Origin of the sequence: Blastomonas sp. (assembly GCF_030373265.1) — a bacterium.
In the GTDB taxonomy this organism is placed as follows: domain Bacteria; phylum Pseudomonadota; class Alphaproteobacteria; order Sphingomonadales; family Sphingomonadaceae; genus Blastomonas.
The window spans coordinates 96,495-109,470 of the sequence record NZ_JAUCZC010000004.1 but is presented as its reverse complement, the minus strand read 5'-3'; the positions used below and the strand labels follow the sequence as shown (position 1 = coordinate 109,470).

The following is a 12,976-nucleotide window of genomic DNA, read 5'->3' as shown; positions in this document are numbered from 1 at the left end:
ACCGCGCAGCATCATCAGTGCCTGAAATGGCGCATCCCGGTGAAGACCATCGCCAGGCCCGCCTCATCGGCTGCGGCGATCACTTCGTCATCGCGCATCGAGCCGCCCGGCTGGATCACCGCGGTGGCGCCTGCTTCGACCGCTGCCAATAGCCCATCGGCGAAGGGAAAGAACGCGTCCGACGCGACCGAGGAGCCCTTGGTGCGGGGTTCGGACCAGCCAAAGGTTTCTGCGGCCTCGATCGCCTTGGAAGCGGCGATCCGCGCCGAATCGCGGCGGTTCATCTGGCCTGCGCCAATTCCTGCGGTCGATCCATCCTTGGCGTAGACGATCGCGTTCGACTTGACGTGCTTGGCGACGGTCCAGGCGAACAGGCAATCGGTGAGCTCCTGCTCGCTCGGTGCGCGCTTGGTCACGACCTTGAGGTCATCGCGGGTGATCCGGCCGTTGTCGCGCGACTGGAACAGCGCACCGCCCGCGATCGTGCGCAGGCTCATGCCGCCGCGCGCGGGATCGGGCAGATCGCCGGTGAGGATCAGGCGCAGATTCTTCTTTTTAGCGAACACGGCTTTCGCGGCCTCATCGGCATCGGGCGCGCAGACCACTTCGGTGAAGATGTCGCTGATCGCCTCGGCGGTTGGACCGTCGAGCGGACGATTGACCGCGATGATCCCGCCGAAAGCCGATACGCTGTCGCACTGCAGCGCGGCCTTGTAGGCGCTGACCAGATCATCGCCGCTCGCCACACCGCACGGGTTGGCGTGCTTGACGATGACCACGGTCGGCGGGCCGTCGCGGAATTCGGCGACTAGTTCGAGCGCGGCATCGGCGTCGTTCAAGTTGTTGTAGCTCAGCTCCTTGCCCTGCACCTGGCGGTGGTCGGCGAGCGATCCGCCGGGCGCGAAGGCGGGGAGGTATAGAGCCGCATTCTGGTGCGGGTTTTCGCCATAGCGCAGCGCCTGGCCCTTGCGGAACGGCACCGAGAGCTTTTCGGGGAACATCTCGCCCTGGTCGGCAAAGGCGAACCAGCTGGCGATCATCGCGTCATATTCTGCGGTGGCGGCATAGGCCTTCGCGGCGAGCTTGCGGCGGAAGGCGAGGGTGGTGGCGCCGTTGCTGGCGTCCATCTCGGCGGTCAGCGTCGCATAATCGGCAGGATCGGTGACGATGGTCACGAAGGCGTGATTCTTGGCCGCCGAACGCACCATGCTGGGGCCGCCGATGTCGATATTCTCGATGATCTCGTCACGCTCGGCGCCCTTGGCGACGGTCGCAGCGAAGGGGTAGAGGTTGACCACCACCAGATCGATCGCGCCGATGCCGTGCGCTTCCATCGCGGCGACATGGTCGGCGTTGTCCCGCACCGCAAGCAGCCCGCCATGCACCATCGGGTGCAAGGTCTTGACGCGGCCGTCCATCATTTCGGGGAAATCGGTGATCTCGGAGATGTCGCGCACGGCGAGGCCCGCATCGCGCAGGGCCTTGGCGGTGCCGCCGGTCGAGACCAGTTCGACGCCGTGCGCGGCTAGCTTTGCCCCGAGTTCAGCCAGACCGCTTTTGTCCGAGACGGAAAGCAGCGCGCGCTTGATCGCAATATCAGTCAATTCAACTCATCCCATGTGTTTGAGAAGCCAGCCATAGTTGCCACCGCCGCTGGACGCGGAGCCGGTGAGCACAATCTGCTGGCTGGGCTGGATTTGCCCGCGGTCGTCGACCCACAGGCTTTCTTCGAGGGTGACGCTGGCCGCTGCCGAACGGAACTGCCACAGCGAGCCATCGGCGACGCGCAGGAACACGCTCAGGGCATCGGCGGCCAGATGGGCTTCGACATCGAGCCCAAGATGGAAGCGGATCGCGAACGGCACCTCGCCGGTCCGGCTGCGTCCGAAGCCGCGTCCCAGGCCAGTTTTCGGCACAGGCAGCAGCACATCCTCGCCGCGCAGCTCACGCCCGTCGCTGCGCAGCACCAGCAGGCGGCGGTGGAGCAGGCCGTGGCGCTTGGCATAGCCATCATGGCTCATGTCCAGCCGCACCGAATCATCAGTATCGCGGCGATCGAGTTCGACCAGGCCGACGCCCTTGCCGAGCTGCCCCTTGGGAAGCACGGCGGTGCTGTTGGTATCGTCGAGGCACAGAGTCGAATGCGCGGCTGTGGCGCGCAGGCCCCGGATCAGCGATGCGGGCATATCGGGCGGCAACATGCCGGCACCGCCGCAGTTGACGATCAGGCGATGGGGGCCGTGGCTCATCTCGAAGGCGAGCGTGGAGGCGCAGCCCGTAACCGCATGGCGCGCCATCGGCGGGGTTCCGCCATCAACCAGAACGACCGTGCGCCCGGCAGGAATGCGCTGGAAACCCCAGTGCCGCGCCTGGCGCAATGGCCGCGAACGCACGCCGGTGGCACGGATCAGCGTGGTCATCGCCTCGGCGGGAATCGCTGCCGATCCCTGCCAGCTTCCGAGCGAGCCATCGTGATGTGTCAGCCCCTGCAGCGCCGGCACCGCACGGCCCAACGCGAGTTCGACGATCGGCGAGAGCAGCTCGTTGCGCGCGGCATAGACCGACTTCAGCATCGCCAGTACGCGAATCGCCTCGATCTGTGCGAGAGGCGAACGCGACAATGCACCACCGTCCTCGCCCATGAAGGTTTCGACCGCGCGCTTCAGGCCCGCCTCGCCGAAAATCCGGCGCGGTTCGCCGTCGGGCAGCAGCAGCGAGGCCGCGACCACGCCTGCCCAAGCGGTCAGCCGCGCAAGGCCTTCGGGCGCCTTGTCGGCGACGTGATCGAGATGCCTTGCGGTGCTGGCAAAGTTGCGCAGCACGCGCGAGCGATACACCAGATTGCTGCTCGACAGGATCAGGGGGGCATGCGCGGCGCAGTTGAGGATGCGGCGGGCAGCGATATCCGCGCGCCAGGCGGGGTCGGACACGGTTTCCAGATGGGCGTCGAGCCAGTGGTCGACCAGAGCCTCCGCCACTGGGACGCACGTCTCGCGCGGCGCAGCGGCGGCAAGATCGCGCAGCCAGGCAAAGCTGTGGATATAGTCTAACGCCGCATCGGGGGCCTTGAGGCTGGCGTAATCCAGCTTGGCCGTGGCGATGCTGACGCCTGCCACCTGGAAATTCCCCGCGCGGATCGCCTTGCCGCGTCGCGCATCGCCGATGAACGGATCATCGGGCGCTGCGAGCAGCCGCAGCGGCGACCGGCCTTTGAGGCGCAATTTGTGCAGCGGTGTGCGCCAGGTCAGCCGGGTGAAATAATGCAAGACGCTCTCGGTGAGCGAGAGCCCCCGGTCGTTGTCCACCCGGATCAGCTGCTTGCGCTCGTTCAACGCATCCGCCTCGCTGGTGTGGATCAAATCGGGTCGGGATTCTGTCACATCGCTGCCTATCATCGGCAACTGCCGCTCGGATTCGCTGGCCTGGGCAGCAAGGGCGCCTGTCCGGCGGCTATCGGACAGGGCATCGGTCATTGGCCTTTGAGCGCCTTGATGTTGGCAGCGTAATGGTCTGGCCCGCCCTTGAACGTCGCGGTGCCTGCGACCAGCGCGGTGGCTCCCGCATTCACCGCCTGGGGCGCGGTGACCGTGTCGATACCGCCGTCCACCTCCAGATCGATATGCCGGCCGGTCTTGGAAATCATCTTGGCGATCGCCTCGATCTTGCGCAGCTGGCTGGAGATGAAGCTTTGTCCGCCAAAGCCGGGATTGACGCTCATCACCAGCACCAGATCGATATCGTCGATCAGATAATCCAGCATCTTGGCCGGGGTCGCGGGATTGAGCACCACGCCTGCCTTCTTGCCCAGCGACTTGATCAGCTGGACGGTGCGGTGGACATGCGGGCCGGCCTCGGGATGGACGGTGATGATGTCCGCGCCGGCATCGGCAAAGGCCTCGACATACTGGTCGACCGGCGAAATCATCAGATGCACGTCGAAAGGCTTGGTCGTGTGCGGGCGCAACGCCTTCACCACCGCCGGGCCGATGGTGATGTTGGGCACGAAATGCCCGTCCATCACATCGATGTGGATCCAGTCGGCGCCGGCCGCATCGATCGCACGCACTTCCTCGCCCAGACGCGCGAAGTCGGCAGACAGGATCGAGGGGGCTATCAGTGGGGGCTGCGACATATGCATTCGCGCTTAACCCTCAACATGTGGGGGAGCAAGGTTTGTCCGCAGGCTTTTCCACATGATTTGGCCCATCCCCGGACGCCCCGGTATTTTTATGCCGTGCGCCGCAGTCGCGCCATGAAGAATCCATCGAGCCCGCCTGCATCGGCCAGCATGCCGGGCAGGGTCCGCACCCGGCCCTGGGGGGCCGGCGCGACTCCGGCAGGCAGCTCGTCGGCGCGCACAGGGTCGATGGTGAAGCGGCTGTCGGCGGCCAGAAACTGGTCGATCACCGCCTCGCCTTCTTCCGGTTCGAGCGAGCACACGGCATAGACCAGCAGGCCGCCGGGCTTGACCCAGTTCGATGCGCGATCGAGCAGCACGGCCTGTTGCTCTGCGCGCTCCTCGATATGGCGCGGTGCGATCCGGTAGAGCACATCGGGGTGGCGGCGGAAGATGCCGGTGGCGCTGCACGGTGCATCGAGCAGCACCGCGTCGGCCTGCTCGTCGGGCCGCCATTCGAGCAGGTTGGCGGTGACCGTCTCTGCCTCGAGCCCGGTGCGCTTCAGGTTCTGGCGCAGACGGCGCAGGCGTTTTTCGGAGTTGTCGAGCGCGGTGACGCGCCAGCCTGCGGCGGCGAGCTGCATCGTCTTGCCCCCGGGCGCAGCACACAGGTCGAGCACATGGCCGCCCCGGCTGGTGCCGAGCAGGCGCGCGGGCAGGCTGGCGGCGATGTCCTGAACCCACCATCCGCCCTCTTCGAAGCCGGGGATCAGTTCGACCGCGCCGCCGCGGGGCAGGCGGACATGGCCCGGGATCAGGCTGGTGCCGCCGAGTTCGGCCGCGAGCGGATCGGTCGCGGCGGCATCGGCCAGCGCGAGGTCGAGCGGGGGAGGCGTGCCCAGTGCGGCAGCTGCGGCTTCGACCATCGCATCACCCCATGCCGCCTGCCAGCGGTGTGCGATGGCGGGAGGAAGCTCGGGCGCGGGCAGGGTGGCGCCAGCGCGCATCAGGCTGCCGAAGACGCCATGCGCCAGCTTGCGCGGGCCACCCTGCAGCAGCGGCAATGCGGTCGCGATGGTAGCGTGCGGCGGGGTTTCCAAAACCAGGGTCTGGGCGAGCATGATGCGCAGCACCATCCGCGCCTTGGCATCGTCGGCCAGCGGCAGCCGGGTCATGCTGTCGATCATCAGATCCAGCCCGGGCAGATGCCGCAGCACCTCGCCAGCAATCGCCATCGCCAGCGCACGGTCCGAGCGTTCGTCGATCCCCTGGCAGGCGGCATGCTGCGCGGTGTCGAGCGACTCGCCGCGCCGCATGACGGCATCGAGCATGCGCAAGGCGGCCTGGCGGGCGGGCAGGCCGGGGGTGGGGGCGGAGGGCGAGGGCGTCTGTGTGGTCATCGCAGCGCGTTAGGCCTGGTGGCGGTACAAATCAAATGCGTCGATTTTGCCCGCTGTCTCTCCCCTCCCGCATGCGGGAGGGGTGGCTGAGCCGAAGGCGAAGACGGGGTGGGCCTGAACAGCCAATTGTGCCCCAGCCCACCCCGGTCCGGCAAGCCGGACCTGCCCCTCCCGCAAGCGGTAGGGGAGAGGACATCTGTCACCCACGCCCCAGCGGATCGAGCGCGCTGCCTCGGCGTGAGGGCACAGCGGCAGGCGCAGCCCCCATGTCGCGCGCGATCGCTTCCAGCGCGGCGATGCGGTCGCCGGTGTCCGGGTGAGTCGAGAACAGCGCCTTGACTCCCGAGGGCACGATATACAGCTGCGCTGCGGCCGGATTGCGTTCGACCACCGGGTTGCGAATCCGCTGCGCCTGGCTCGATATCCGCGCGAGCGCCGAGGCGAGCGCCATCGGCTTGCCGCTGATCTCCGCACCGCCCCGGTCGGCACCGAACTCGCGGGTGCGGCTGATCGCCATCTGGACGATCATCGCCGCGAACGGTGCGACGATCACGGCGAGGATCGACGCCCACGGGTTGCGGTTGTCGTCACGGAAGAACAGGCCGAAATTGGCGAGCATCGAGATCGCGCCGGCGATCGTCGCGACCATGGTCATGATCAAGGTATCGCGGTTCTTCACATGCGCCAGCTCGTGCGCCATCACGCCCTCGACCTCGTCGCGGCTGAGCATATCAAGCAGCCCGGTGGTCGCTGCGACCGCGGCGTTTTCAGGGTTGCGGCCCGTTGCGAACGCGTTGGGCGCCGGCTGATCGATGATGTACACGCGCGGCATCGGCAGCCCGCCACGCTCAGCCAGCCTGGCGACCAGCGTGTAGAAATCGGGGTGGCTGTTGGCATCCACCTCGACCGCATTGTGCATCTTCAGTACGATCTTGTCGGCGTTCCAGAACGTGAACAGATTCATGCCCGCGGCAAACAGCAGCGCGATCACCGCACCACGCGGACCGCCCAGCGTAAAGCCCAGCGCCATGAACAGCGCGGTGAGCGCCGCCAACAGCATGGTCGTCTTCATCCCGTTCATCGTTTTTCTCTTCAGTCCTTGTCTATCGGGCTTGGCGCCGGTTCACATTGCGCCGGTCTGCCCCATATTGCCTGCATCAGATGTAATATCGCGCGGCGGGCTTTCAATCCGCGCTGCGCTGACATGAGGACCCGATCCGATGCCCGAAACACCCCGCGCAACCCGCCGCCCTGATCACGTCAAGCCGCCTGCGCACTGGGCCAATGCCGATCCGGCTCCCACGCCGCAACCGATCTCCGACGTTCAGGCAGAAGAGGCCGCGCGTGGCCCGACCCGGTTCGGCGACTGGGAGCTCAAAGGCATCGCCATCGATTTTTGATTTCCGGTGCCCGCGTCTTGCATGCCAGCGGCTGACAATTCATAATTTGGCGAGTCCGTTTTGAGGGGGGGCGCTCAAATCATGGCCAGCATTGCAGGAACTTCAGCACCGGTGCGATCGCTCGCGCCAGATCGTTTGGAACAGGCGATGGCCATTGCGGCACTGGTGTTGCTGGGGTGCGTGGTCATCGCAGTAACTAAGGGCGCGGCCGATCTGCCGCGTGTGCCAGCGTTCGTCCTGCTGCATCTGGCAACCATCACCACCGCCCTCGCGCTGACCCCGGTGATGCTGCTGCGCCGCCGCGGCGACAGGACCCATCGTCGGCTGGGCACCGTGTGGGTGCTGGCGATGTTCGCCACCGCCGCCTTGTCCTTCGGCATCCGCACCAATCAATGGGGCGGCTTCAGCCCGATCCACATCCTGTCGGTCTGGACGGTGATCCAGGTGCCGATCATCTGGTGGACCGCGCGCAACCACAAGATCGACCGTCACCGCAGCGCGGTGCGTGGCATGGTGTTCGGCGCGCTTCTGATCGCGGGATTCTTCACCTTCCCGTTCGATCGGATGCTCGGTCGCTGGCTGTTCAGCTGATCGCAATCAGCCGGGTTCGCAACGCGATTGCCTCTTGGAGCGGGATGGCGTGGACCGTCACCGCGGTTGACCGTCCCGCTACGCCAATCTCGACCTCTGCCAGCCCGATGAAGCGGCTGACCGCGCTCTGCTTGATGTCGACGCTCTGCACCCGGCGCAGCGGAAGCAGTGTCAACCGTTGCGCCCAAAATCCGTCGCGGACATAAAGCTGGCCGCCCTCAAGCGCGTAACGGTGCGCCCGCCAATGCAGCCAGCTGCACAGAGGCACGACGGGAAGCAGGACATACAGCAGCGCGAGCCAGGGATTTGCCAGCGTGGCGGAAACCGCGATACCGACCATCGGCACGGGCAACGCGAAGACCAAAGGCACCCACCACATCGCCGGATCGACGCTCCGCATCTGAGGATAGTCGGTGTCCCAGCGGATGCCGGTCTCGTTCAGGATCGCGCGAACCTCCTCGGCATGCGCCAGCGGGGCGACCGAATGGTCGCTGTCCTTCTCGCTGTCGCTGGCAAGGCTCTGCACCTTGAGCTCGAACCAGCCCAGCCGCCGCCGCACCGGGCCGGTCGCGATCACCGCCGCCTGGATACGGTGCAGCGGCATCACCACATCGGTCAGCGTGATCAGCCCGCGCCGCCTGCGAAAGCCGGTTTCGGTGCGGTCGAGCCGGAAGCCGTGTTCGCGCAAGCCGGTGCGGATGATGCCGCCGATCAGACCGATCACCAGCAGGCCGAACAGCGCCGCGATCACCGACAGCACGCGCGCGGCGATATCGAGCGCAGCGAAAAGGTCATCCAGCCCCAGCAGGTCGAGCAGGCGGCGCGGATCCCAGATATCGCCGGGCAGCAGAAAATCGAGGTTGTTGACCAGCGCGCCGATGAGCGCGAAGAACACCAGCGAGAAATTGAACACGCCTGCGGTCAGCACGCGGCGGGTGTCCATCGCGAACATTGGGGGGGTATCGGCTTCGGCTGGTAAGGGCACAGCATCGGCTTGCGGGTCGGAAGCCCCCGCCTGAACCGCTTTGCGCAGGCGGATGACGTCGCGCAGCCGTCCTGCTTCAGCCAGATCGACCGAGTCGAGCACGCCCTCGTCGCCACTGCCGCTGCTGCCGGTCTCCAGCCGGACCTTGGCCATGCCCAGCATCCGGGAGAGCAACCCCTGTTCGAGGTTCACGTCCTGAATGCGCTCGTAGGGTATCGATCGCACGTTGCGGCTGATGATGCCGCTGGCGATGCGGAGCTCTTGCGGATCGAGCCGGTAGGAAAAGCGCCACCACTTCCAGAAAGTGGTGCCGAACATCGCAACGATGGCGACAAAGGCGATAAGGGCAACCCAGCTGCGGATCTCGTCAGGTCCGCTGAGCCTCAGTGCGATCAGGCCGATCAGCGCTTGAGGAAGCTGGCGTGACAGGTCGAGCATGAGGGTCAGCGGATGCAGCCGCCGCTCGGTTCCCGGTTCGGTCGGCACCGAAGAGGCGACCATGCCCGAAACGTCGCTCATTCGGCCTCGCGGCGGATGTGCAGCCGCATCGCATCGCGCATCACCTCGGCGTCGTCGCGGGTGAGGCCGGGCAGGGTGACGATGGAGTTGTGCGTGCCCGCGGTATGCACCGTCAGGCTGGCCAGGCCAAAGAGACGCTCGACCGGCCCTTGTGCGACATCGATATGCTGGATGCGCTTGAACGGAACGATCGTGTCCGTGCGGAACAGCCAGCCGCGTGCCACGCGCAGCTGTTCGTCGGCGCCGCTATAGCCCCAGCGCCGCCATTTGCGCTGTGGCAGGAACACCACGATGAACGCGGCCAAGGCTAGCACCGGTACGAGGATCGCGCCGGGCTGCATCCATCCCTTCACGGCCGTCACGGTCTCGAGGACGCCTGCGCCGACCACGAAGGGCAGGACGGTGATTAAGACGGTCAGCCGGATGACATGGGCATAGCCGGGTTCCACCGGGCGCAGGCCTTCGCTCAGAGCCGAAACCGGCTCGACGGGCGGAGCGAGCATTTCAGCCATGGACGTCGACATGTTCCCCGATACTCCCGACAGTGACGCGCGGCCAGAACAGGCCCGCACCGCATATATGGGGGAGGTGTGTTAGTCGCGCAAGTCGGTAGATGGCTGAATGGCGCAGGCCGTTACTCGGGAGAGGGGGCTTCGGGCTCTGGCCTGGGTGCAGGCTCGCCGCTGGCCTGGGCCTGCATCGCTGCGGCTGCCGCCTCGCGCTCCGCCCTGCGCTGCTCGAGCTCGACCGAAATTTCTTCCTCGCGGGCCTCGACCGCAGCGGCATCGGAATCGATGTTCGACAGACGCCGCTGGCGCTCTTCCTCGATCAGGCGCCCGGCAACTGCCTCTTCACCCGTGCGCTTTTCGGCGCGTGCCGCCTGAACCAGCGACTGGGTGCAACCGGTAAAGCCGCCTGCGCCGACGGGCGAGCAGCTGTCAGTGCCGAAATTGCCGACGGTTTCCATCGAACGGACGCGTTCGGTCCAGGATGTGTTGGCGATCGAATTGGGATCGCTGCGCAGCTTTTCCGGAATGCGGTAGCGCTCCTGCTCGTCCATCCGCATGCAGACGACGATCTCATTGGGATTGGTTGATGGCTCGCACGCCTCGTTCCCATAGACGATCCTCTGCACGACCTTGTCGCCGGCAGAATCCTGAGCCGTGGCGGGCGCGGCGATGGCCGTTCCGATGAGCAGCAGTGCTGCCAGGGTTCCGGTCTTCATCGTCAATTCCTCCACATTTCGGCATTGCTGCCTTGCGTCTATCTGTCCCCGGATGAACGGGGGGTTATGGCCGGGGTCAAATTCGCTTGGACAGCGAGATTGCAGCGCGGCATCCCATGCGGATCACCGCACTCATCACCGGATAGCCAAACGCCTGTTCGGCGCCTTCGGCGAGTGCCCGTTCCTTGTGCTCAAGCTCTTCGTCGCGGAACTTCGAAATTGCCGCGCTCAGCTCGGGATCGCTCTCGCCGAGCGCGTCGAGCTGCTCGGAATAATGCCGGTCAATTTCGGTTTCGACCGCGACGGTGCACGCCATCGCTGCCTTGGGGCCGATCAGCGCGGTGACTGCGCCAAGGCCAAAGCCTGCGACGTTCCAGAACGGCTGCAACGCCGTCGGGCGGACCCCGCGTTCGGCCATCATCTTGTCGAAGAACGCGCGATGCACCTCCTCCTGTTCTGCCATCCCGGCAATCGCGCGGGCTTCTGGACCGGTATCGCCCATCACCGCCCGCTGCCCGGCGTAAATCCGTGTCGCGCCATACTCGCCAGCCTGGTTCACCCGGATCATCTCTTCGAGATTGAGATCCCGCTTTACAGGTTCAAGCTGCTCGTTCTGCTGGGTCATGCGACTATCGTTCCCGGTTTCCTGCGGCGTAGCAGCAGATAGATGGCGGCGGCCCCGGCCAGCGACAAGAGGAAATTATAGCCGGCGAGCGAGATGCCGAACATTGACCATGGCGCGGTATCGCAGCGCACCAGCGGTGCAGCCATGATCGAATTGAGCACGTCGTCGGTGGTGGCGCCTGCCGGCACCGAGGTGGCGCAGCTTGTCAGTCCTTCCCACCAGCCATATTCTACACCGGCGTGGAAACCGCCGATAAGACCGCTGACAGCGATCGCCACCGCAGCCAGTGCGGCCATCGCGATCGCGAGCCCCTGAACGCGGCGGACCGCAAGCACGGCGATGACACCGAGCGCCAGCGCCACCCAGTGCGGCCAGCGCTGCCAGTAGCACATCTCGCAGGGGTAGAGACCAAAGACGTACTGGCTGACCAATGCCCCTGCCAGCATGAAGGCGGGAATGAGCATTGCCAGCCAAGCGGCGATACGCGGCGCGCGCGATGTCATGTCAGATCAGGCCCCCGAAACGAGCAGTGAAAACCGGAGCAGCGGCAAAGCGCGTGCTCAGTTGCGGCGCACCGAAGGGCGCGTCACCCCGGTAGAACGCGCAGGAGACCGCCCGGTTGCAGCCAACCGAGCACTTGCCAGCGTGGTGCGCTGGAGCGTCGCCATCGCATAATAGAGCTGGAAGTCCTCGATGCCCTTTTCCTTGAGCTGTTCGGTGGTCATCGAGAAGCGCGGATCGGCAAGCTTGTCGATTTCCAGGTCCTTGTCGTCGAGCCCGATCTCGTTGATCAGGTGACCACGCAGATCGGATTCGCGCAGCTTCATCCGGGTCTTGTAGTCCGGGTCGGACAGCTGTGGCACCGCGATGTCGGGTTCGATCCCGCCTTCCTGCACGGAATTGCCTGACGGCGTGAAATAGCGCGCGGTGGTGAGCTTGAGCGCGGTGGTGCGCGACAGCGGCAACAGCGTCTGTACCGAACCCTTGCCGAAACTGCGTTCACCCATGACCAGCGCGCGGCGGTGATCCTGCAACGCGCCTGCGACGATCTCCGAGGCCGACGCCGAGCCGGAATCGACCAGCACGATCAGCGGCAATCCGCCGGTGACATCGCCGGGGCGAGCGTAATAGCGTTCAATATCGCCTTTGTGCCGACCGCGCTGGGACACGATCTCGCCGCGTTCAAGGAACGCGTCCGATACCGCGACCGCCTCGTCCAGCAATCCGCCGGGGTTGGAGCGCATGTCGATCACATAGCCCACCGGCTTGCGACCCAGCTTCTCCTCGATCCCCAGCACCGCCTGGGCGACGTCGCCGCCAACGCTGGCAGTGAAGCTGGCGATGGTGATGATGCCGATATCGTCCTTGATCTCCCAGCTCACGGGCTTGAGATCGATGATGGCGCGGGTCAGGCTGACGTCGAACGGCTTGTCGCGCCCTTCGCGCACGATTGTCAGCTTGATCGAGGTGCCGGGCTCGCCGCGCATCTGGTCGACGGCATCGTCGAGCGTGCCGCCATAGATCAGCTTGCCGTCAAGATGGGTGATATAGTCGCCCGCTTTGATCCCGGCCTTGTCGGCGGGGGTTTCGCGGGTGGGGGCGATCACCTTGACCGCGCCGTCCTGCATGGTGACCGACAGGCCGAGCCCGCCGTATTTGCCTTCGGTTTGGGCGCGAAGATTGTCGAAATCGCGCGCGTCGAGATAGCTGCTGTGCGGGTCGAGGCTGGCCAGCATCCCGTCGATGGCGCCGCGCACCAGCTTGTCGTCGTCCACCGGCTCGACATAATCGGTTTTCACGCGCTCGAAGATATCAACGAACCGGGCGATCTCTGCCTGGGTGTCGGATTCGACCTGAGAGATAGCCGACGTCGTCACCGGCACCAGCGCGACGGTGAGCGCGATTGCGGAAACTCGGGCGAGGCGGGACTTCATCATCAAACGCAACCTTGTTGTTGAACTGGCTCGAACTTGGGTCCCGGATTCGTTCGCCAGGCCCATGCAGATGGCCAGTGCGTTCCCCCAGGCAATGATCGTCACGCATTCCCCAAAGCGCGGCAGGTGTAATCTAGGCGTCCGGACAGAGAATTGCCAGATGCTTTGCCATCAGCGCGC

At 65.6% G+C, this 12,976-nt stretch carries 13 protein-coding genes; 2 read left to right on the top strand and 11 right to left on the bottom strand.

What is annotated here, in order from left to right; all coding sequences use genetic code 11:
* Positions 1-14: 14 nt before the first annotated feature.
* The 5 genes from purH to htpX form a co-directional block, all read right to left on the bottom strand.
* On the bottom strand, positions 15-1,604 hold the full coding sequence (gene purH, locus QUV11_RS03740) for a bifunctional phosphoribosylaminoimidazolecarboxamide formyltransferase/IMP cyclohydrolase (RefSeq protein WP_300880627.1): 1,590 nt from the start codon (positions 1,602-1,604) through the stop codon (positions 15-17).
* A gap of 6 nt (positions 1,605-1,610) precedes the next feature.
* Entirely contained in the window at positions 1,611-3,473 is a 1,863-nt protein-coding gene (locus QUV11_RS03735) for a heparinase II/III family protein (protein WP_300880626.1), read from the bottom strand.
* On the bottom strand, positions 3,470-4,132 hold the full coding sequence (gene rpe / locus QUV11_RS03730) for a ribulose-phosphate 3-epimerase (RefSeq protein WP_300880625.1): 663 nt from the start codon (positions 4,130-4,132) through the stop codon (positions 3,470-3,472). The genes QUV11_RS03735 and rpe overlap by 4 nt, the downstream gene beginning before the upstream one ends.
* A gap of 95 nt (positions 4,133-4,227) precedes the next feature.
* The gene (locus QUV11_RS03725) at positions 4,228-5,517 is read right to left on the bottom strand and encodes an RsmB/NOP family class I SAM-dependent RNA methyltransferase (protein WP_300880624.1); all 1,290 of its coding nucleotides are present in this window, start codon (positions 5,515-5,517) and stop codon (positions 4,228-4,230) included.
* A gap of 199 nt (positions 5,518-5,716) precedes the next feature.
* The gene (htpX, locus tag QUV11_RS03720; protein WP_300880623.1) at positions 5,717-6,598 is read right to left on the bottom strand and encodes a zinc metalloprotease HtpX; all 882 of its coding nucleotides are present in this window, start codon (positions 6,596-6,598) and stop codon (positions 5,717-5,719) included.
* 139 nt (positions 6,599-6,737) lie between these two features.
* On the opposite strand from htpX, the gene QUV11_RS03715 reads away from it, so the two are divergent.
* A complete protein-coding gene (locus tag QUV11_RS03715) occupies positions 6,738-6,917 on the top strand; it encodes a DUF1674 domain-containing protein (RefSeq protein ID WP_300880622.1) in 180 nt (59 codons plus the stop codon).
* Between the two features lie 81 nt (positions 6,918-6,998).
* Positions 6,999-7,508 carry a DUF2306 domain-containing protein gene (locus QUV11_RS03710; RefSeq protein WP_300880621.1) on the top strand — a complete coding sequence of 170 codons (510 nt, stop codon included), beginning with the start codon at positions 6,999-7,001 and terminating at the stop codon, positions 7,506-7,508.
* Here the strand turns inward: QUV11_RS03710 and QUV11_RS03705 are convergent.
* From QUV11_RS03705 to QUV11_RS03680, 6 genes are all read right to left on the bottom strand, one after another.
* Positions 7,501-9,012 (bottom strand): PH domain-containing protein, encoded by a 1,512-nt coding sequence (locus QUV11_RS03705; RefSeq protein ID WP_300880620.1) that lies wholly within the window; start codon positions 9,010-9,012, stop codon positions 7,501-7,503. The two genes, QUV11_RS03710 and QUV11_RS03705, sit on opposite strands and share 8 nt — an antisense overlap.
* A complete protein-coding gene (locus QUV11_RS03700; RefSeq protein WP_300880619.1) occupies positions 9,009-9,536 on the bottom strand; it encodes a PH domain-containing protein in 528 nt (175 codons plus the stop codon). Before QUV11_RS03700 ends, QUV11_RS03705 begins: the two co-directional genes overlap by 4 nt.
* Positions 9,537-9,646: 110 nt before the next feature.
* Positions 9,647-10,237 carry a hypothetical protein gene (locus QUV11_RS03695; RefSeq protein ID WP_300880618.1) on the bottom strand — a complete coding sequence of 197 codons (591 nt, stop codon included), beginning with the start codon at positions 10,235-10,237 and terminating at the stop codon, positions 9,647-9,649.
* Positions 10,238-10,313: 76 nt separating this feature from the next.
* On the bottom strand, positions 10,314-10,862 hold the full coding sequence (locus tag QUV11_RS03690) for a demethoxyubiquinone hydroxylase family protein (protein ID WP_300880617.1): 549 nt from the start codon (positions 10,860-10,862) through the stop codon (positions 10,314-10,316).
* On the bottom strand, positions 10,859-11,365 hold the full coding sequence (locus tag QUV11_RS03685; RefSeq protein WP_300880616.1) for a disulfide bond formation protein B: 507 nt from the start codon (positions 11,363-11,365) through the stop codon (positions 10,859-10,861). The genes QUV11_RS03690 and QUV11_RS03685 overlap by 4 nt, the downstream gene beginning before the upstream one ends.
* A gap of 57 nt (positions 11,366-11,422) precedes the next feature.
* Positions 11,423-12,796 (bottom strand): S41 family peptidase, encoded by a 1,374-nt coding sequence (locus tag QUV11_RS03680; protein ID WP_300880715.1) that lies wholly within the window; start codon positions 12,794-12,796, stop codon positions 11,423-11,425.
* Positions 12,797-12,976 lie beyond the last annotated feature (180 nt).